This window comes from Flavobacterium sp. AC105 (assembly GCF_979258495.1).
Window position 1 is genome coordinate 4,782,845 of record NZ_OZ409860.1, and the last position, 21,604, is coordinate 4,804,448.

Annotated in this window: 18 protein-coding genes; 8 read left to right on the forward strand and 10 right to left on the reverse strand. The window is 33.6% G+C overall.

Annotated elements, in window-relative coordinates:
• Nucleotides 1-131: 131 nt before the first annotated feature.
• The gene (gene mutS, locus ACZ0AH_RS19755; protein WP_463477474.1) at nt 132-2,738 is read right to left on the reverse strand and encodes a DNA mismatch repair protein MutS; all 2,607 of its coding nucleotides are present in this window, start codon (nt 2,736-2,738) and stop codon (nt 132-134) included.
• Nucleotides 2,739-2,895: 157 nt separating this feature from the next.
• On the opposite strand from mutS, the gene ACZ0AH_RS19760 reads away from it, so the two are divergent.
• From ACZ0AH_RS19760 to ACZ0AH_RS19770, 3 genes are all read left to right on the forward strand, one after another.
• On the forward strand, nt 2,896-3,315 hold the full coding sequence (locus ACZ0AH_RS19760) for a DUF1573 domain-containing protein (protein ID WP_029273217.1): 420 nt from the start codon (nt 2,896-2,898) through the stop codon (nt 3,313-3,315).
• Nucleotides 3,316-3,395: 80 nt separating this feature from the next.
• Nucleotides 3,396-3,938 (forward strand): RNA methyltransferase, encoded by a 543-nt coding sequence (locus tag ACZ0AH_RS19765; protein ID WP_463477475.1) that lies wholly within the window; start codon nt 3,396-3,398, stop codon nt 3,936-3,938.
• A 104-nt stretch (nt 3,939-4,042) separates the two neighbouring features.
• Nucleotides 4,043-6,202 (forward strand): Ig-like domain-containing protein, encoded by a 2,160-nt coding sequence (locus ACZ0AH_RS19770; RefSeq protein ID WP_463477476.1) that lies wholly within the window; start codon nt 4,043-4,045, stop codon nt 6,200-6,202.
• Between the two features lie 87 nt (nt 6,203-6,289).
• Here the strand turns inward: ACZ0AH_RS19770 and folK are convergent, their stop codons facing one another.
• The gene (gene folK / locus ACZ0AH_RS19775; protein WP_463477477.1) at nt 6,290-7,423 is read right to left on the reverse strand and encodes a 2-amino-4-hydroxy-6-hydroxymethyldihydropteridine diphosphokinase; all 1,134 of its coding nucleotides are present in this window, start codon (nt 7,421-7,423) and stop codon (nt 6,290-6,292) included.
• Between the two features lie 281 nt (nt 7,424-7,704).
• Between folK and sppA the strand changes: the two genes are divergently transcribed.
• The 3 genes from sppA to ACZ0AH_RS19790 all read left to right on the forward strand — a co-directional run bounded on the left by sppA (nt 7,705) and on the right by ACZ0AH_RS19790 (nt 13,217).
• A complete protein-coding gene (gene sppA / locus ACZ0AH_RS19780) occupies nt 7,705-9,462 on the forward strand; it encodes a signal peptide peptidase SppA (RefSeq protein ID WP_463477478.1) in 1,758 nt (585 codons plus the stop codon).
• Nucleotides 9,463-9,470: 8 nt separating this feature from the next.
• On the forward strand, nt 9,471-10,418 hold the full coding sequence (locus tag ACZ0AH_RS19785) for an alpha/beta hydrolase family protein (RefSeq protein WP_463477479.1): 948 nt from the start codon (nt 9,471-9,473) through the stop codon (nt 10,416-10,418).
• 171 nt (nt 10,419-10,589) lie between these two features.
• Nucleotides 10,590-13,217: an AsmA family protein gene (locus tag ACZ0AH_RS19790; protein ID WP_463477480.1), complete on the forward strand. Its 2,628-nt coding sequence runs from the start codon at nt 10,590-10,592 to the stop codon at nt 13,215-13,217.
• Between the two features lie 64 nt (nt 13,218-13,281).
• Here the strand turns inward: ACZ0AH_RS19790 and ACZ0AH_RS19795 are convergent, their stop codons facing one another.
• Nucleotides 13,282-14,361, reverse strand: a complete 1,080-nt coding sequence (locus ACZ0AH_RS19795; protein ID WP_463477481.1) for a glycosyltransferase family 9 protein — start codon at nt 14,359-14,361, stop codon at nt 13,282-13,284.
• Nucleotides 14,362-14,617: 256 nt separating this feature from the next.
• Nucleotides 14,618-15,412 carry a DUF2797 domain-containing protein gene (locus tag ACZ0AH_RS19800; protein ID WP_463477482.1) on the reverse strand — a complete coding sequence of 265 codons (795 nt, stop codon included), beginning with the start codon at nt 15,410-15,412 and terminating at the stop codon, nt 14,618-14,620.
• Between the two features lie 221 nt (nt 15,413-15,633).
• On the opposite strand from ACZ0AH_RS19800, the gene ACZ0AH_RS19805 reads away from it, so the two are divergent.
• Nucleotides 15,634-17,157, forward strand: coding sequence for a GH3 auxin-responsive promoter family protein (locus ACZ0AH_RS19805; protein WP_463477483.1), 1,524 nt, complete (start codon nt 15,634-15,636; stop codon nt 17,155-17,157).
• Between the two features lie 103 nt (nt 17,158-17,260).
• Complete coding sequence (locus tag ACZ0AH_RS19810; protein ID WP_463477484.1) at nt 17,261-17,506, forward strand: redox-active disulfide protein 2; 246 nt, start codon at nt 17,261-17,263, stop codon at nt 17,504-17,506.
• 264 nt (nt 17,507-17,770) lie between these two features.
• On the opposite strand, the gene serB is transcribed toward ACZ0AH_RS19810, so the two are convergent.
• From serB to ACZ0AH_RS19840, 6 genes are all read right to left on the reverse strand, one after another.
• A complete protein-coding gene (gene serB / locus ACZ0AH_RS19815; protein WP_463477485.1) occupies nt 17,771-19,000 on the reverse strand; it encodes a phosphoserine phosphatase SerB in 1,230 nt (409 codons plus the stop codon).
• Between the two features lie 147 nt (nt 19,001-19,147).
• A complete protein-coding gene (locus tag ACZ0AH_RS19820; RefSeq protein WP_463477486.1) occupies nt 19,148-19,606 on the reverse strand; it encodes a VOC family protein in 459 nt (152 codons plus the stop codon).
• A gap of 37 nt (nt 19,607-19,643) precedes the next feature.
• Nucleotides 19,644-20,087: an SRPBCC domain-containing protein gene (locus tag ACZ0AH_RS19825; protein ID WP_463477487.1), complete on the reverse strand. Its 444-nt coding sequence runs from the start codon at nt 20,085-20,087 to the stop codon at nt 19,644-19,646.
• 6 nt (nt 20,088-20,093) lie between these two features.
• Nucleotides 20,094-20,504 (reverse strand): VOC family protein, encoded by a 411-nt coding sequence (locus ACZ0AH_RS19830; RefSeq protein WP_463477488.1) that lies wholly within the window; start codon nt 20,502-20,504, stop codon nt 20,094-20,096.
• A 119-nt stretch (nt 20,505-20,623) separates the two neighbouring features.
• Nucleotides 20,624-21,028 (reverse strand): SRPBCC family protein, encoded by a 405-nt coding sequence (locus ACZ0AH_RS19835; RefSeq protein WP_463477489.1) that lies wholly within the window; start codon nt 21,026-21,028, stop codon nt 20,624-20,626.
• A gap of 33 nt (nt 21,029-21,061) precedes the next feature.
• Nucleotides 21,062-21,466 (reverse strand): SRPBCC domain-containing protein, encoded by a 405-nt coding sequence (locus tag ACZ0AH_RS19840; RefSeq protein WP_463477490.1) that lies wholly within the window; start codon nt 21,464-21,466, stop codon nt 21,062-21,064.
• Nucleotides 21,467-21,604 lie beyond the last annotated feature (138 nt).

Below are 21,604 nucleotides of genomic sequence, written 5' to 3' on the forward strand. Positions count from 1 at the left end.
CTACAATACTTAACTTGTTTCGTATTGCGAGTGCAAATTTAGGACATTTATTCAATTATACAAGCCTTTTTTGAAAAAAAATTACACTTATTTTATAACTTTCTGATAACCTAAACTTTAAATACACAAATTTATTTCTTAACCAGCATCCTTTTAATTTCATTGAGTTTCATCAGCGCTTCAACTGGTGTAATCGCGTTTATATCAAGACTCATGATCTCTTCTTTTATTTCCTCCAACAAAGGATCATCTAGATTAAAGAAACTCATCTGCATTTCATCATTCGCCGATTTGATTCCGTTTAATGCATCACTTGAATGATTCTTTTCTAATTTCTTCAATAACTTTTGTGCTTTCAAAATTACGATTTGAGGCATTCCCGCCATTTTTGCGACATGAATTCCAAAACTGTGCGCACTTCCTCCTTTTACCAGTTTACGAATAAAAAGAACGGTATCTTTTAATTCTTTTACGGCAACATTATAATTCTGGATTCTTGGCAGCGATTCTGTCATTTCATTTAATTCATGATAATGCGTTGCAAATAAAGTTTTAGGTTTTGATGGATGTTCGTGCAAAAATTCGGCAATAGCCCAGGCAATTGAGATTCCGTCATACGTACTTGTTCCTCTGCCAATTTCATCTAATAAAACCAAACTTCTGTCTGAAATATTATTCAAAATAGAAGCCGTTTCATTCATCTCAACCATAAAAGTAGATTCTCCCATCGAAATATTATCCGATGCCCCTACTCTGGTAAAGATTTTATCTACAATTCCCATTCTCACGCTGTCAGCCGGAACAAAACTTCCCATTTGTGCTAATAACACAATCAACGCAGTTTGTCTCAAAATAGCCGATTTACCAGACATATTGGGACCTGTAATCATTATCAATTGCTGAATTTCCCTATCTAAGAAAACATCGTTGGCGATATATGGAGTTCCAACCGGCAATTGTTTTTCGATTACTGGATGTCTTCCGTTTTTGATTTCAAGCTCGAAAGTTTCATCAATTTCCGGACATACATATTGATTTTCGATTGCTAATTGCGTAAAGGAGCACAAACAATCTAATTGCGCCACCAAATTCGCATTCATTTGAACCGGTTTAATATAAGTTGCAATCCAGGCAATTAATTGCTCAAAAAGTTCTGATTCGATTTTATGAATTTTTTCTTCGGCACCTAAAATCTTGGTTTCGTATTCTTTTAGTTCCTCTGTAATATAACGTTCTGCGTTTACCAGCGTTTGTTTACGAATCCATTCTGCCGGAACTTTATCTTTATGCGTATTTCTAACTTCAATATAATATCCAAAAACATTATTGAAAGATATTTTCAAAGAAGAAATTCCGGTTCTTTCTGATTCTCTTTTTTCAATTCCTTCCAAATATTCTTTTCCGGAAGTCGAAATATCACGCAAATCATCTAATTCTGCACTAATTCCTCTTGCAATTGCATTTCCTTTTGCAATCGCAACCGGCGCATCCTGATTTAAGGTTGTTTTGATTTTCTCTCTCAACAAATCGCAGGCATGCAAACTATCTCCGATAACTTTTACGGCTTCTTGCGGGCTTTGAAGCGCCAGGGTTTTTATTGGAATAATAGCATCCAGAGATTCTTTTAGATAAACAATTTCACGTGGCGAAACTTTTCCTGCTGCAATTTTAGAAATCAAACGCTCTAAATCTGAAATTTGCTTGATTTGATATTGAATGGTGTGTAAAACTTCAGGATTGGATTTCAAATACGAAACCACATCATGACGTCCTTTTATTTTATTGCTGTCTTTTAAAGGCAAAGCCAGCCAGCGTTTTAACAAACGGCCTCCCATTGGCGAAAGCGTTCTGTCTATTACATCTAAAAGCGTAACGGCATTTGGATTATAACTGTGGTATAATTCTAAATTTCTAATCGTAAAACGGTCCATCCAGACATAGGCATCTTCTGCAATACGCTGAATTGCCGTAATATGCTGTACACGATTATGTTGTGTTTCTGACAAATAATACAAAATCGCTCCTGAGGCAATGATTCCTTCTTTTAATTCTTCAATACCAAAACCTTTTAAGGAAATGGTTTGAAAATGTTTGGTCAGGATTTCTAAAGCATAATCTTCTTTATAAATCCAGTCTTCTAAGTAAAAACTATGGAAATCATCTCCAAAAGCGTCCTTAAAATCTCCTTTATTATTCTTTGGAACTAAAACTTCACTCGGATTAAAATTCTGCAAAAGCTTATCTATATATTCTGCATTTCCCTGAGCGGTTAAAAATTCTCCTGTTGAAACATCCAAAAAGGAAATTCCGATACTTTTATTAGCAAAATAAACGGATGCTAAAAAGTTGTTTGTTTTTGATTGTAAAACTTCATCGTTTAGTGAAACTCCCGGAGTTACAAGTTCTGTAACACCACGTTTCACGATTGTTTTGGTCATTTTTGGATCTTCAAGCTGATCGCAAATCGCTACACGAAGTCCGGCTTTGACCAATTTTGGCAAGTACGTATTAATAGAATGATGAGGAAATCCTGCCAAAGCTGTTTCAGTTTCAGAGCCCGCACCTCTTTTAGTCAAGGTGATTCCAAGGATTTTTGAAGCTCTAATAGCGTCTTCTCCAAAGGTTTCATAAAAATCCCCTACTCTGAAAAGCAGACATGCATCAGGATATTTTCTCTTGATTTCGTTGTACTGTTTCATCAAAGGTGTCTCTTTCACCACTTTCTCTTTCGCTGCCAAATTATTGTCTTTTAAATGAAAAATTAAGACAGCGAATTTATAATATTTTAAAGGAATATCGAAGCCGTTCAAAAATTAAAATATTTTAAGAAATTTTTAAGTTGAGATATAAGAATTTTATATAGATTTGTTCATAATTAAAACAAAGAATCTAAAGATGAAAAAAATAATCTTAATCGCTATGTTAGCTGTAGTTGGAATTACAGCTTCTAATGCTCAGGCTAAAAAAGCTAAAGTTGCTAAAGTTGAAGGTGCAGGAATGGCTTTCGAAACAGAAACTATTGATTACGGGACTATCGCTCACAATGCTGATGGAAAACGTGAATTCGTTTTTGTAAACAACGGAACTAAACCATTAATCATTACTAACACACAAGGATCTTGTGGTTGTACTGTACCAACAACTCCAAAAGAGCCAATCGCTCCGGGTGCTAAAGGTATTATTGGTGTAAAATATGCTACTGACAGAGTTGGTGCATTTACAAAAACTGTAACTGTTACTTCTAATGCTGAAGGACAACCTACAAAAGTACTTACTATTAAAGGTACTGTTTTACCAGATCCAGTTAAAAGCTAATCTGAAAACGAAACAAAATAAAATAATTGAAAAAGCTTCCTTATCTTTGGAAGCTTTTTTTATGACCTGAATTTACACCAATGAGAAAACTTGAAAATAGCGAACTGGACCGAAAATCGATCGAAGATTTCAAAAAATCAGACAAAACACCTCTTATATTAGTTTTGGATGATATTCGCAGTTTGCATAATATTGGTTCTGTTTTTAGAACTGCTGATGCTTTTTTGATCGAAAAAATAATATTATGCGGCATTACAGCCACTCCTCCTAATAAGGAAATTCATAAAACCGCTCTTGGCGCAACCGAAACTGTGACTTGGGAACATCACGAAAATGTTTTGGAAGTTATTGAAAAACTTAAAAAAGAGAATGTACTAACACTTGCGATTGAACAAGTTGAAAGCGCCATTTTTCTTCAGGATTTTAAAGTGGAAAAGAATCAAAAATATGCTTTAGTTTTTGGGAATGAAGTTTATGGTGTTGCACAAGAGGCTGTTGCCATTTGTGATGGCTGTATTGAGATTCCGCAGTTGGGTACAAAACATTCTTTGAATATTGCTGTGAGTGCCGGAATTGTAGTTTGGGATTTATTTCAAAAGCTAAATTGGCCAAATACAATTTAACAGAATTTACTTCGATAAATTGTTATTTTACGTTAAATTCTGTGTTTAAATGTTACAAATAGAAAATTATTTTTTTATTATTATAAAATTGATACTTTTATAAAATGAAAAATAGTAATTTCCTGAAAATATCTGTTTTATTTTTTGTTTTTGGTTTTATTCAATTACACGCAATTGAAAAAGTTAAAACGCTGGATAAAATTGCAATCATTATATTAAAAGACACTTTAAAGTCAGGCAAAAAAAACAATACAAAAGTAAGTTTTGCAGTAACACCTCCGGTAATTAAAGCGACGGGAGATCAATTATATTGTCCTCAAAGCACCTTAAATATTGTAACTGGTATTACCATTACTCACGATCCCACAGAACCAGGAACGCAAGCTGTTTATATTCAGGTTTCTTCCGGTTATTCAAGTGGTTTAGACAAACTCGAGCTTTCAAATCCGGCGGCTCATCCATCAATAACAACAAGTTGGGATTCTACCGCTGGAAAATTAAAATTATCAAGCCCAACGGGAGCTGATGTTTTATATACTGATTTTGTTGATGCAATTAAGGATGTTGTATTTACAAATTCTTCTGCAACAGCTTCCGGAACCAGAACTTTTTCTATAACTATTGGTCAGGCAAATTATTTACCTTCTACTCAGCATTTTTATTTATTTGTTCCCAGTGTTGGTATTACCTGGTCAGCTGCTAAGGCTGCTGCCGAAGATCCTGCAAAAAATTATTATGGACTTAAAGGGTATCTTGCAACATTATTGTCTGCAGATGAGGCCCAATTAAGCGGAGAACAAGCCTCCGGAACCGGATGGATTGGCGGAAGCGATGCCGAAACTGAAGGCATTTGGAAATGGGTAACAGGTCCTGAAGCAGGAACAGTAATGAGTTATACGTTCTGGAATACGGGTGAACCAAATAATCAGGGAGACGAAGATTATGCGCATATTACTCAACCGGGAGTTGGAATAAGAGGTTCATGGAATGACTTATCAAACACCGGATCAACAAATCCCGGAGATGCTTATCAGCCAAAAGGGTATATTGTTGAATATGGCGGAATGCCCGGAGAATCGCCTTTAGAAATCGCAGCAAGTACTAAGATTACGATTCCGCAAGTTACACCACTTTCTCCTTCTCCAATGTGCGATTCCGGAAGTTTTACTTTTACAGCTACTGCAACACCCGGAGCAACAATAAATTGGTACGATATTGCAACTAGTACAACACCTGTAGCAACAGGAGGTACTTTTACAACCCCGGTACTTAATACAACCACAACTTATTATGTTGATGCAGGCTGCCCTTCAAACCGAAAATCAGTTGTTGCTACTATTAACAAAACATCTGCAACACCTGTTGCAACGAAGTCAACATATACAAATTGCGGACCCGGAGCTGTAACAATCGAAGCTACTACAGATGTTGGAATTATTAATTGGTTTACTGCTTCTACCGGCGGCGCAAGTTTATATTCTGGTAATAGTTTTACAACGCCAAAGATCTCAACAAACACTACTTATTACGCCGAAGCTTCAAATAATGGTTGCGTAAATACAAATCGAACTCCTGTAAATATTGTTATTTATACGCCTCCTGTTGTAACGGATGAAGAAGTTGCTTTATGTCAGCTTCAAAAAGTTACGCTTGATGCAGGAATTGCAGGAATGGGTTATTTATGGTCTACCGGCGCAACGACTCAAACTATTGAAGTTACTACTGGCGGAACTTATACTGTTGATGTTATAAGTGCTGAAAACTGTACAAGTACAAAAACCATTAAAGTTACAGAACGCTTACTCCCTAAAATAGATCATATTGAGGTTAACGGAACAAGAGTTGTGATTTATCTGACCAAAGAACAAGATTATTTTGAATATTCTATAGATAGTAGCAATTTTCAGGATTCAAATGTATTTTATGATGTTCCAGGCGGATTACGAACTGCTTTTGTAAGAGAAAAAAGTGGCTGCGGTCAAACCACACAAATGTTTGTTGTTCTTGTTTTTCCTCCATTTTTTACTCCAAACAACGATTCCTATAATGATGTTTGGGAAGTAACCGGAATGGAAAATTATCCGCAGGCAGAAGTTACCATTTTTGATCGATACGGAAAACTTATAGCACAATTAAATGCTTCTAAAATGGGTTGGGACGGAACTCTGGACAAAAATCCTCTTCCTGCTTCTGATTATTGGTATGCGTTGAAAATTGACAATACAAAACCAATTTTAAGAGGACATTTTGCTCTGAAAAGGTGATTTTAATGTGTCAATTAGAAAATGAGATAATTAGATAATTATTCACCTCATTTCAGGAATTATCTAATTTTCTAATTGGCACATTCTCTAATTCAATTTCTTCTGAATTTCACTTAAAATAAAAAGATAATCTTCGTGTTTTTTTACAAAGTCACGATCAGAAACATCTATTATCAAAACATTCAAATCGGTTTGGGATTTTATATAATCGAGATAACCGTTGTTGATTTTATCCAGATATTCTGCTTCAATATTTTGTTCGTAAGTTCTTCCTCGTTTTTTGATGTTTTGAAGCAAACGATCTGAATTCTGATATAAATACACATACAAATCAGGCTTTGGCATTTCTTTGTAGATGATATCAAAAAGGTTTCGGTATAAACGATATTCATCTTCTGCCAAAGTAATTTTAGCAAAAATCAGCGATTTAAAAATATGATAATCGGCTACTACAAAATCTTTAAACAAATCAAATTGTGCCAAATCATCTGATAATTGCTGATAGCGATCGGCCAGAAAAGACATTTCAAGCGGAAAAGCATATCGGTTTTGATCTTTATAGAATTTGGGCAAAAACGGATTATCGGCAAAACGTTCTAAAACTGTTTTTGCATTAAAATCTTCTGAAATTTTGTGGGCCAATGTCGTTTTCCCTGCTCCAATATTTCCTTCAAAAGCAATATAATTAAAACTTTCAAGCGGAATTTCATTCAACGGGCATTTCAAATCCTGAACTACCGTACAAACACTATCATCTGGCGAAATCGCAATTAATTCGGAAATAGATTTATGAAAAACAGGATGTTTCCAGTCTAGTTTTAAATCCTGCAAGGGCAACAAAACAAAATTCCTGTTTTGCATTAAAGGATGCGGAATCTGAAGTTTCTCAGATTCAATAATTTCATCGTCAAAAACAATCAAATCAACATCAATAAGCCGGGATTGATATCCTTCCTGATTTGATCTGATTCTTCCTAATTGTTTTTCAACTTTAAGAACCTGATTCAGTATTTTTTGTGCCGATGAATTGCTGTGCAAAACCAAAGCGCAATTATAAAAAGCATCACTTTCAAATCCCCAGGCGGGAGTTTCATACAACCTCGAAACCCTGATAACGGTTCCCACTTCCTGATGTATTAAAGCAATACAACTTTCGATGTTTGACAACCTGTTTCCCTGATTACTGCCTATAGATAAAACGACTTGGTGCTGTGATTTCATAATTACTGCAAATTAACTAAAACTATTTTAGAATTAAGCACATTATTTACCTCAAGAATCAGAAGTTTTCAGTTGATTCATGCGATCAATTATTGTTTCTTTTTCCCAAATTAATTTTAAAAAACCTTTACTATCGTACAAAATAATATATCTTTATTTAGGGAATTTAAAAATGCAAAAATTACAACTGTTTCATAAATCACGTATCAAAATTATATCGTATTTAGATTATATTTGTAACAAACCAGCCTTTTTAGCTACTTATTAAAAAAAATATACTTATGAAGTTTTTAGGAAATGTAATTGCCACAGTTATTGGTATTTTTGTATTTATTATGCTCTTCTTTTTTGGAGTAATTCTTATTGGTGCCATTTTTGGTGGAGACGACACGGTTTCTGTTAAAAACGATTCGGTTATTGAATTAGACCTGAAACAAATTCAAAATGATTATGCCGGAAAATATAAAGATCCTTGGGTAACTGTTTTTTCTGATAAAAAAGGGGTTGGTTTAACCGATGTTATTAATGCTATCGAAGCAGCAAAAACGGATGATAATATTAAAGGAATTTCGATCTTAAACGACGAATCTTCTTTAGGATTAGCACAATATAAAGATTTAAGAAATGCTCTTGAAAGCTTTAAAAAATCAGGAAAATTTGTTTGGGCTTATGCCAATACGTATTCTCAAAAAGAATATTATTTAAACTCTGTTGCCAATACTATTTATTTGAATCCCGCAGGAGATTTAGATTTTAAAGGACTTTCGTCTGAAGTGATGTTCTTCAAGGATTTTCAGGATAAATCAGGCATTCACATGGAAGTGATTCGTCACGGAAAATACAAAAGTGCTGTTGAACCATTTTTAGAAAATAAAATGAGCGATGCTAACAGAGAACAAGTTACGGCTCTTTTGAACTCTATTTGGACGACAGTTTCTACTGATATTTCAAAAAGCCGAAATATTCCGCTTCCTAAATTAAACGAAATCGCAAACGGATTATTGGCCAGAACTCCTGAAATGGCAAAAGCACAGCATTTGGTAGATATTGTTGCCTATGAAGATGTGTACCACAATGCGATCAAAAAAGCATTAAAAGTTACCGGAGACGATGATTATAACAAGATTTCGATTCTGGATTATACTCAAAACAATATTACAACAGCTTTAACAAATACGGCATCTGACCAAATTGCTATTATTTACGCTCAAGGCGAAATACAAAGCGGCGAAGGAGATGTTACCGTAATTGGCGAAGGTTCGATGCGCCGTTCTCTAAAAGAAGCCAGAGAAAATGATGATGTAAAAGCGATCGTTCTTAGAATTGACAGCCCCGGCGGAAGCGCTTTGACTTCTGACTTGATCTGGAGAGAAATCGAAATTACCAAAAAAGTGAAACCGGTTGTAGTTTCAATGGGAAATTACGCTGCTTCCGGAGGATATTATATCGCTTGTAATGCCAACAAAATTTTTGCTGAAAACAATACAATTACAGGTTCTATCGGCGTTTTTGGAATTTTACCAAACTTCAGCCCTTTAGCAACTAAATTAGGAATAAATACAGAACAGGTAAAAACCCACGAAAACTCGGCTAATTATAGTCCGTTTGTGCCTGTTGACGAAAAGTTTAAAGCATTCACTTTAGAAGGAGTTGAACATATTTACAACACTTTTGTAACGCATGTTGCCGAGGGAAGAAAAATGACTTTTGCGCAAGTTGACTCAATCGCACAAGGAAGAGTATGGTCTGGAACTGAAGCGTTAAAAATTGGTTTGGTTGATAAAATTGGAGGATTGAATGATGCTATTGCCGAAGCTGCAAAAATTGCCAAAATAAAAACATACAGCACGCAAAACTATCCGGAATATGATAAAACATTCAATGATTTACTTTCGGGTTTACCTTTTGTCCAATCTAAAGAAGCTTTTATAAAAGAAGAAATCGGCGAAGAAAATTACATGTTAATTGAGCAGGTAAAAAGACTTCAAAAACAAAAAGGCGTTCAGGCAATGCTTCCTTTTGGATTAAATATTAAATAATCAGATCCATGAAAAATATAGTTCTTCTGCTTACTCTTTTTTTATTGAGCATTGTGAATGCTCAGGATAAAAAAGAAATTACCTATAAGGAGTCCAACGCAATTTTAAAAATTAATAACGATCAGCTTTTTGGTACTTTGATCGTTCCTGATCTGACAAAAAAAGTTCCGGTTGCGTTAATAATTGCAGGTTCAGGACCAACAGACAGAAACGGAAATAACCCAATAATGAAAAACAATTCGTTAAAAATGCTGGCAGAAGCGCTGGCAAAAAACGGAATTGCATCATTAAGATTTGATAAAAGAGGAATTGGCGAAAGCAAAGCTTCTGCATTAGCCGAATCAAGTTTGGTTTTTGAAAATTATACGGAAGATGCTAAAAGCTGGATTAATTTTCTGAAACAAGACAAACGTTTTTCGCAAGTTGTAATTATTGGTCATAGCGAAGGATCTTTAATAGGAATGATTGCCGGAGCAAAAGCAAACAAGTTTATTTCGATTGCCGGAGCCGGAGATTCAGCAGATAAAATTATAAAAGCACAAATCGCAAGTAAGTCAAATAAACAAATAGAGGATTTAACATTCCCGATTATTGACAGTTTAAAAGGCGGAAATAAAGTAAAAAAAGTAGATCCAATGCTTAACGCGCTTTTCAGGCCCAGCATTCAGCCGTATTTAATTTCATGGTTTAAGTATAATCCGCAAACAGAAATTAAAAAATTAACGGTTCCTATTTTGATTCTGCAAGGAAACAACGATTTGCAGGTAACCGTAAAAGATGCTGAGAATTTAAACCAGGCCAATAAAAATTCTGAGTTAGTGATCGTTGATAAAATGAATCATATCATGAAAATTATCGATGGCGACAAACAGGCAAATATGGAAAGTTACAACAATGAGAACATACCTGTTTCAGCTGTTTTGGTGGATAAAATAGTAACTTTTATTCATAAATAATTGAAATAATAAAAACTAAAATCCGTTTGAATATAGCATCAAACGGATTTTTTATTTTAACAAATTAAGTATAATTCTTACATTTTTAAGAAAACTTTATCTCAGATCTCAATCAAAAAAACTATTTTTGCAAAAGTTAATATCAATTTTAAACCCCAAATCCTATATATAATGTTTAAGAAAATTTTAAAAATTACAGCCATTGTCCTCGTAGTGATTGTAGCCGCACTATTTGCTATTCCTTATTTCTTTAAAGATCAGATAAAAGCCAAAATCGCCCAAGCCATCAACGAAAGTGTTGATGCAAAAGTAAGTTTTGCTGATGCTGATTTAAGTTTGTTTAAAAACTTCCCGAATGCAACGGTTGGAATCGAAAAATTACTGATTATCAACAAAGCGCCTTTTGAAGGCGATACGTTGGTTTCGTTAGGCGAACTGAACCTGAAAATGAGCATTAAGGAACTTTTTAAAGGAAAAGATGAACCTTTGAACATCCAGGGAATTAGTTCTACAAATGGTTTAATCAATATTATTTTTAATAAAGATGGTGTTGGAAACTTTGATATTGCCTTAAAAGATAAAAATGAAACGAAGAAAGATGAAGCCAGCAAACCGCTTTCTTTAAAAATTCAAAATTATAAAATTGAGAATTTTACCTTCAGATATATCGATCAGGGTTCAAAAATTAAAATGGTAATTGATAGTTTAAATCACGAAGGAACTGGTGATTTTACCAATTCAAAACTTGATTTAACGACGAAATCTACTGCAAAAGTTTCTTTGGATATGGATAAAGTGAATTACATGAAAAATGTAAAATTAACTTTAGACGCTGTTTTAGGAATTGATTTAGAACAGAGCAAATATACTTTTAAAGAAAATAAAGCTTTAATTAACCAATTGCCTTTAGAATTTGACGGATTTATCCAGATGGTTGAAGCAGGTCAGATTTATGATTTAAAATTTAAAACGCCAACTTCATCGTTTACTAATTTCTTAGGCTTAATTCCTTCGGCATATGCTTCAGGTTTAGATGGTGTAAAAACAACCGGAGATTTTACCGTTGTTGGTTTTGCAAAAGGGCAATTAACAGATACAACTGTTCCTAAATTTAATATTGCAATTGCTTCAAACAACGCTTCTTTTCAATATCCGAACTTACCAAAATCAGTTCAGAATATTGTAATTGATACTAAAATCATCAATGAAACAGGAATTTTAAATGACACCTACGTTAATTTAGATAAACTTTCTTTTAGAATTGATCAGGATATTTTTAGCGCTAAAGCGAATGTTAAAAACATAACCGTAAATCCGCTTGTCGATGCAGCTCTAAAAGGAACTATAAATTTAGCGAACCTTTCAAAAGCATATCCAATAAAAATGGATAAACCATTAGCCGGTATTTTGAAGGCTGATGTTACGACAAATTTTGATATGGCATCTGTAGAAAAAAGCCAATATCAAAATATTAAAAATGCCGGAACGATGAGTTTGTCTGGATTTAAATATACGGATGAAAACAACAAGTCTATGAACATTAGTACGGCTTTGGTTGAGTTTAATCCGAGCACGATTAACTTAAAACAATTTAATGCTACAACCGGAAAAAGTGATTTGAGTATTAACGGAGTTTTAGAAAATTTCTATGGTTTTATGTTTAAAAAACAAGAACTAAGAGGAAACTTCAACATGAGTTCAAACCAATTGGCTGTTGACGATTTTATGACTTCCGGAGAACCTGCGAAAACCGGTACTGCAGCCGGAAAAGAAGGAGAAACAAAATCGGCACCGGCAAAACCTGCTGAAGCAATGAAGATTCCTGCGTTCTTAAATTGTACACTGAACGCAAAAGCAACTACTGTTTTATATGATAATTTAAAACTAAAAGATGTTTCCGGCAAATTGATTGTAAAAGATGAAAAAGCTACTTTAGAAAACTTTAAAACATCAATTTTTGGAGGAACAATTGGTCTTACAGGAACAGTTTCTACAAAAGCAAAAGTACCTGTTTTTGATATGAATTTAGGTTTTAACCAAGTTGATATTGCTCAGACTTTTACGCAATTAGACATGATGAAAAAAATTGCTCCTATTGCAGGAATCATCAACGGTAAACTGAATTCGACTATAAAATTGAACGGAAATTTAAATGCTAATGAACTAACTCCGGATTTAAAATCGATTTCAGGAGATTTAATCGGGCAATTACTTTCAACGACTATAAATGCTAAAAATTCAACTGTATTAAATGCTTTAACTTCAAATATTAAATTTATCGATATGAATAAATTAAATTTGAATGATATTAAAGCAGCGCTAACTTTTGAAAACGGAAAAGTAAATGTAAAACCATTTGATATTAAATATCAAGATATTAAAGTAACAGTTGGCGGAACACATGGTTTTGATCAAACTATGAATTACAATTTAAAATTTGATGTTCCTGCTAAATATTTAGGAAGTGAAGCAAATGCATTTATAGCAAAAATGTCGCCTGCAGATGCTGCAAAATTGCAAAACATTCCGATAAATGCTATTGTTACAGGTAATTTTTCTAGTCCAAAGATTACTACAGATATGAAAAGCGCTGTTACGAGTTTAACCACCCAATTGGTGAATCAGCAAAAAGAAAAACTGACTCAAAAAGGTACTTCGGCACTTACTGACTTGATTAATAAAAACACAAAAGCAAAAGACACGACAAAAGCTGCAGCAACTGAGAAAGAACAGAAAACCCAGGAAGTTACTAAAAAAGCAAGTGACTTATTGAATGGTTTGTTCAAGAAGAAAAAATAATAAAAACAGCATAAAAAAAAGAGGCATTCAGTAACGAATGCCTCTTTTTTTATGCTTTGCTTTTTTAAATAGCATTTGAATAGATATTTAATTTTCCGTTATTCAAAATTGAATTTATGGTTTTTAAATAATCTTTTTTAGTATACAAATTAACATCTATTCCAACGCTGCAATTGTCATACGGTTCGTATTTTTTTATGTTTGAAACAGAAAACAAACCAACAGTTGGAGTTTTAACAGCACTTGCTAAATGCATAATACCGCTATCGGCACCAATAAACAAATCTACGTTTGCCATTACTGCACCCATTTCGCGAATATTTACACTATAAAATGTTGGTGCCTGAAAACCTATCTGAGAAACATTTTCTACAGGTAAAATTTCCATGATATTATAATCTTTATATTCTTCTTTAAGTGTAGCATAAAAATCTTGCCACCAAACTTCTGAAAAACATTTTGTTCCGGTAGCGTAAGTAAACAAACAGATTGTTTTTTTTGAGCTGTCTACCAAAGAATCTAAAATCTTTTTTCCTCCGGCTAATTCTGCAGCTGATAATTTAAGATCTAAAGGTGCAATTATTTTATTGGTTTTAGGAAATCTAAGTTTTGTCAGATAATTTCGGAAATTATAAACCGGGTATTTTGCAATATGTTCGTAATCGCTTTTTTTCTCTTGCAGTTCATCAATTGAATCGCCGTAAAATTTATATTTTGCATTTGAAAATCGCACTGCTAATCTGCCTGAAGAAGAATTTTGATCAACATTGATGGCCATATCATATGGCTCTTTTTTTATAGAAATCCAAACCTTTATATAGTCAAGTAAGTTTTTAAAAGGTTTTTTAGGCAAGTGTATCGTTTTATTAACGACGATGTAATTTTCAAATATAATAGGTGCTAATGTACCTTTTACAAACAAATCGATTTTACAATTTGGAAACACTTGTGAAACTTCCTGAACAAGCGGAGTAATCAATAAAAGGTTTCCCAATCTTCCATTCGGTCTACAAATTAAAACTCTTTTAATTTCCGTTTTATCGACCAGAATAAAATCATGCTGCATTTTTGGTTTCCCAATGTTCTTAGTCAGATTCCGCATTACGCCTCGCCTGTAATGGTTTATTTTGCTTAAAACACTCATTTTTATAATTAATTTACAGATTATTAAATCTTAATTTAAATTTAAAAAAATCCAAATATTGAACTAATTCAAAACTAGGCACTTTTTGTTTTTAAAAATAGATTCTTTCAATAAGCAATTATTACAAAATTGTAACCAAATGTATCAAAATTTACATTTTTTGCTTTTGAAAGAGATTTAAAAATAAATAAATTATTATGTAAATAAGCAAATACTAGACAGTTAGGTGATAATAATCGACGAATAGCATCTCACACTAGACGTTAACATTTACAATGTATCCTTCTGAACCACGGATGTTAAAAACAGTTCCGTTTTCAAAAATTAAGTATTGACCTTTAATTCCTATTAGTTTTCCCTGAAACGAAGGTGTCTTATCTAAATTTAAACTTGCCACTTTAGCCGGATAATTTAAAACCGGATAATTCAATTCATACAAGTCATTTTTTTGACTATAAAAGTATTCTTGTGCTTCAGGTGGAATTAGACTTTCTACTTTTGCTTTTTCGGCAATCAAGTCAAAAATACCTCCGGTACTCTGCAGCATTTTTCTCCAGTTTGTTTTATCTGTGTAATGATCTTTTAAGGCAACCTCGGTAATTCCGGCCAAATATCGATTTGGAACCTCAACAATGGCAATTGCCTGAGTTGCGCCCTGGTCTATCCAACGAGTTGGCACTTGTGTTTTGCGGGTAACGCCAACTTTTACTTCACTTGCCAAAGCGAAATAAACAATGTGAGGCTGCAATTGCACTTTTTGCTCATAGTCTAAATCTCGATCGGCGATTCCTAAATGGGCAGTACTTAATTCAGGTCTCATAATCCAATCTCCCACAGCAGGACTTGAATAAAAACAGTCATAACAAAAACCTTGTCGAAATATTTTTTTCTTTTTATCACAATTCAGACATTGATAACCTACAAAATTAATCTCAATTTCTTTGTTTAATAACTGATTCATATTAAGAAAACTATCTTCAAAAACCAGGTAATATTGAATCGGGTTTCCTATTTCTGTCTGCATTTTTGTAAGTACTCCTTGATATGTCATTATATTTTAGATTGCTGATTTTAGATTTTAGATAGTCTGAATTTTAGGTGTAAAATTCATCTTTGCTGTAAATAGAGTGGTTTTTTTTATAAAAAAACACTATTTTTGATACAGCGACAAAGTTAGCATTTGTCTATCGATATTCAAATTTTAAATTTCCCTGATTATGTTAATCATGAAATCTAGAAGGTAAATCATCAATCTAAAATCTATTTTCCCTCATGCCCTTACCAATCATAAATTCGTTTGCCTCCTGGGTCCTGAAACAAAGGATACATCAAATTGAACTCTTTCTAAAATACCCGAATGAAGTTCAGGAAGAACTTTTGCACAATTTATTGACGGCTTCAGAAAATACAGTGATTGGAAAACAATATGATTTTGAATCGATAAGCTCCTATCAGACTTTTACTGAAAGAGTGCCAATTGCAACTTATGAAGAACTGCAGCCCTTAATTGAGCGTACGCGTCAGGGGGAACAAAATGTTTTTTGGGAAACTCCTATAAAATGGTTTGCAAAATCGAGCGGAACTACAAATGCCAAAAGTAAATTTATTCCCGTAAGTACCGAAGCTTTAGAAGATTGCCATTATAAAGGAAGCAAGGATTTGCTTTGTTTGTATTTGAATAACAATGAAGATTCTGAATTGTTTTTAGGAAAAAGTCTTCGCTTGGGCGGAAGTTCTCAGATTTATGAAAACAACAATACTTTCTTTGGAGATTTATCGGCTATTTTGATTGAAAACATGCCTATATGGGCTGAATTTAGCAGTACGCCAAGCAGCAAAACGTCATTAATGAGCGAATGGGAATCTAAAATTGCCGCAATTATTAATGAAACCAAAAATGAAAATGTAACCAGTTTTGCGGGCGTTCCGTCGTGGATGCTGGTTTTAATGAATAAAGTTTTAGAAAATACGGGCAACCAAAATTTATTGGAACTCTGGCCAAATCTGGAAGTTTATTTTCACGGAGGTGTAAATTTTTCTCCATATAAAGACCAATACAAGAAAATATTACCGAGTAAAGATTTCAAATATTACGAAATATACAATGCCTCAGAAGGCTTTTTTGCTATTCAGGATTTAAATAATTCAAATGATTTATTGTTGATGCTGGATTATGGAATTTTCTACGAATTTATTTCAATGGATACTTTTGGAACTCCAAATCAAAAAGTGATTCGTCTGGCTGATGTTGAATTGAATAAAAACTACGCGATTGTAATTACAACCAATTCCGGATTATGGCGTTATTTAATTGGAGATACGGTTCGTTTTACGTCTTTAAATCCTTATAGAATTCGGGTTACAGGCAGAACCAAACATCATATTAATGTTTTTGGTGAAGAATTAATGGTCGAAAATACCGATCAGGCGATTGCAAAAGCCTGTCAGCTTACTCAAACTGAAGTTATCGATTATACTGTTGCTCCTATTTTTATGCAGGACAAAGAAAAAGGCGCCCATGAATGGATGATTGAATTCAAGAAAAAACCTGCTGATGTTGGTCTTTTTCAGAAAGTTCTGGATGAAACTTTGCAGACTTTAAATTCTGATTACGAAGCTAAACGTCAAAACAATATGACTTTAAATCCTTTGGTGATTAATGTGGCACGAGAAAATTTATTTTATGATTGGCTGAAAGAAAGGGATAAACTTGGCGGACAGCATAAAATTCCGAGACTTTCAAATCAAAGAGATTATTTGGAGCAATTGAAGGAAATGTGTGTAGTTAAGAATTAAACACGGATTTCACTAATTAGCAGAATTATTTTCTCTTTAAAAAGTCTATAATTTAAAATTTAGCAAGTCAAATTAAGTACCTAATTAACAAAAACCAAATAAGATGAATAATAAGAAATTTAGCGAAATGACTACTGAAGAATTGCTTAATAGTCAAAAAACATCAAAAATAACGACCTATGCATTTGCTGTAATTTTACTTTTCTTATTTGTTATCAATATATTCCTTGTTATTGAAAAAGGATTTGGTGCATCTCAGGTTATTCCTCTCGCTTTGCTGCCAATCCTTATTCTAAATTTTAAGACTTTAAAAGAAATTAAAAAAGAATTGCAATCCAGAAAAAATTAAAAACTGATAATTCCACTAAATCGCATGAGGGATAGAAGTGGAAATCCTTTTTGTCCCGCCGCCGCGGACAAAAAGATTGGAACGGATAGCCCGACCCGCTTTTTCGGCGGGACATGCCCATAAAAAAAACCTTAGCTTTATTGAAAAACTAAGGTTTGTTTGTCTTTGCGAGAAATGAAGCAATCTCACTTAGTAATACATCGTTTGCTTTTGTTAGGGAGATTGCTTCATTTCTCGCAAAGACTAAATAACGTCAACTTTTCATTACATCATATCAATATATCGATCGTGATAGCCTAATAAGTATAAAACTCCGTCAAGGCCTAAGCTAGAAATTGATGTTGCGGCGTTTTCTTTTACTTTGGGTTTTGCATGAAAAGCAATTCCAAGGCCGGCTAAATTTAGCATTGGCAAATCGTTTGCCCCATCTCCTACTGCAATAGTTTGGTTGATGTGAATTTCTTCTTTTTCGGCAATGGCTCTTAGGTATTCGGCTTTCTTTAAACCGTCTACGATTTCGCCTAAATATTTACCCGTTAATTTACCGTCTTTAATTTCTAATTGATTGGCGTGAACATAATCAATGCCTAATTCTTTTTGCAGATAATTGCCAAAATAAGTAAATCCTCCGGAAAGAATTGCGGTTTTATATCCGTAGTATTTCAAGGCTTTCATCAAACGATGTGCGCCTTTTGTTATTGGTAAATTTTCTGCAACTTTTTGCAAAACATCTTCGCTTAAACCTTCTAACAAAGCCATCCTTTGTTTGAAACTTTCGTTGAAATCTATTTCGCCATTCATCGCTGATTCTGTGATTGCCCGTACTTGTTCTCCTACTCCGTTTAGCTCTGCTAATTCATCAATTACTTCAGCCTGAATTAAAGTAGAATCCATGTCGAAACACACCAAACGCCTGTTTCTTCTGTATATATTATCTTCCTGAAATGAAATATCAACGTCTAAGGTTCTGGAAATTTCCATGAAACTTGCCGTCATAATAATCTTGTTTTCAATTTCGCCGGTTACGGATAATTGTATGCAGGAACGAGGATATTCTTCTTTTTCGACGATAGAAGTTCTTCCTGTTAGTCTAATTATGGAGTCGATATTCAGATTTTGATCTGACATTATTTTAGTTACCGCAGCCAATTGAGAAGCAGCCAGTTTTTCGCCTAAAATATTGATGATATAACGTTGTTTTGATTGTGATTTTACCCACTTTTCGTAATCTTCGATAGAAATTGGCGTAAACTTAACCTTGATTTCGAGTTCATATGCTTTGAAAAGCAAATCTTTTAAAACAGGTCCAGAAGTCGAACCAGCTTTGATTTCGAACAAAATTCCTAAAGAAAGCGTATCGTGAATATCGGCTTGACCAATATCTAAAATATTAGCATCGTAAGCGGCTAATACAGCTGTTAAACCTGCTGTAACCCCTGGTTTATCGTGTCCTGAAACTTTTAATAAAATAATCTCTTTATCTTCTATCGCCATTTTATCTTTATTGATTTTAAGAAGCGACAAAAATCGGCAATCTAATGTTTATAAAAAAGGATAATCCTTGTTTTTTTGAAAAGAAAAAGCACATAAGAATGTGCTTTTTGAATTAATTTAACAAATATGTTCCGCTATTAGAATAACTTAACTATTGTATTCTTTGTGTGCCTCTGACTCATCGAAATTTACCATCCAGCTTACGCCAAATTTATCTTTGAACATTCCGAAATAAGCTCCCCAAAATGTTTTATTCATGGGCATATAAATAGTTCCTCCTGCCGAAAGTCCGTTGAAGATTCTATCGCCTTCTTCTGCACTTTCCACATTGATGGATACTGAAAAATTTCCTCCAAAAACTACATCGCCTGATTGTTCGTTGCTATCACTTCCCATTAAAATGGTTTTTCCAATTGGCAGCGAAACGTGCATTACTCTGTTTGCATCTTTCTCAGATATTTCGGGACAGCTTCCGTTTTCGTCTTTCGGCATGTCTTTAAATTTTCCGATATACGGAAATTCTCCTCCAAAAACTGATTTGTAAAACAGAAATGCTTCTTCGCAATTTCCGTTAAATAATAAATAAGGGTTTACTGATGTTGCCATGATCTTGATTTTTATTGTTGTTTTTTGTTTCTATTTTCTATTCTTTATTTTCAGATAATTCCTTTACGATTTCTAATCCTTTTGGGAAAGCTTCTTTAAAATAGTCTAAATATTTCTCTACTACATCGACCTCAACAACCAAATCTGTAAACTCATCATCAGGCATTAGTCGGTATGTTTCCATTGCACCGCTCCACTCTTTAGTTTCTTCGTCGATTGGCAATTCCTCAAAATCTTTTATTTCTCCCAAATGCTTAAAAGCCATATATTCATTTGGAATTTTCTTTTCGATAATACTATTCATTCCTTGTCCATTTGGAGACATGAAATGTATTTTATCACCTTCGTTCCAATTACTTACCGCATAAGAACCTTCGCAAAAAGTTCCTGACCATTTTCTATAGGTTTCATCTTCCCATAAAATCGACCAGATTTTTTCAACCGGAGCTTTAATTCTGATTTTAAATTCTAACGTTTCCATCTCCTATTATTTTGGTAATTTACTAAAATCCATAAAGAGAACATTCCAGCGATGACCATCCAGGTCTGCAAAAGCCAGGCCGTACATCCAGCCCTGACTTTCTGCAGGAGGACTAAATAGATTTCCGCCAGCTTCTTCTATTTTTTTTGCTAATTGATCAACTTCTTCAACACTTTCGGCGTCAACCGAAATTAAAATTTCTGAGCTTTCTTTTGTGTCTGTAAGTTTGTTTTGAGAAAAACCGGCAAATAGTGATTCTTCAAAAAGCATAACTACAAAATTTCCTTCGCCAACTAACATGCAAGTCGAACTTGGCGTGTCGTGCTGTTCATTAAAAGAAAATCCTATTTTAGAGAAAAAAGCTTTTGATTTTACCACGTCCTTAACGGGCAAATTCAACCATATTTGTTTTGTCATTTTTTTATATTTTTAAGTTAAACCATTTTGCCACAAAGTCGCTAAGGCGCAAAGTTTTTAGTTATCTATTTCACACTTGTTCCTTTGTCCCTTTGAGCCTATAAATCTTTGCACCTTCCTTAATTATTTTCTGCGTAACTTTTAAAATTATCCAAAATGGCCTGCCAGCCACCTTGCTGCATTTCTACAGGATTTACTGTTTCTGGATCAAAACTTTCGATTACTTCTACTCCATTTGGTGTTTCGGTAAAACTGATTTCGACTTTTCTTCCATCTCCTAATACATATTCAATTGCTTTATTTTTTTCTACTAAAGTATATTCGCCGCCAAATTCAAAACTCATACTGCCATCTTTTGCAGCCATTGTCGATTTGAATTTTCCGCCTTCCTGCAAATCATTTTCAGCATAAGGCGTATGCCAATCTGGCGATGCAAAACTCCATTTTGTAATGTGTTCCGGTAATGTCCAGAATTCCCAAATTTTATCTATTGAGGCGTTGATTGTATTTTTTACTGTTATCATTATCTATTTATTTAAAAATTATGTTTTTATACTTTAATTATTTTCGACATATGTCTTAAAATTATCTATAACTGCCTGACACCATTCTTTCTGCATACTTTCAGAATTTCCTTTTTCAGGTTCAAATATTTCTGTAATTTTCACTTTATCACCTTTACTTTCAAAATGAATGCTTCCTGTTCTGTTATCAACAAGTTTATATTCTATTAAAAGCAAATTTTGAACTTTGGTATATTCTCCTTTAAAATCAAAACCTTCACTTTTATTTTTTGCTTCCATTCTGTAATTGAATTTTCCGCTAACTCTCAGATCATTTTCTGCAAAAGGTGTGTGCCAATCCTGCGAAGGATAATTCCATTTTATGATATGTTCCGGTAAAGTCCAGTATTCCCAAACTTTGTTTATTGATGCATTTGTTATATTTTTTACCGTTATCATTATTTATTTATTAAAATAGAAATTAGTATTATATAAAATTACAAATTATTTAAAGCAAATGTAAAATATTACAATTTACCCAAACATACATTAAAAGTCATCTTTAGGGTCATTTAAGACAAAATAGCTATTTTTGTA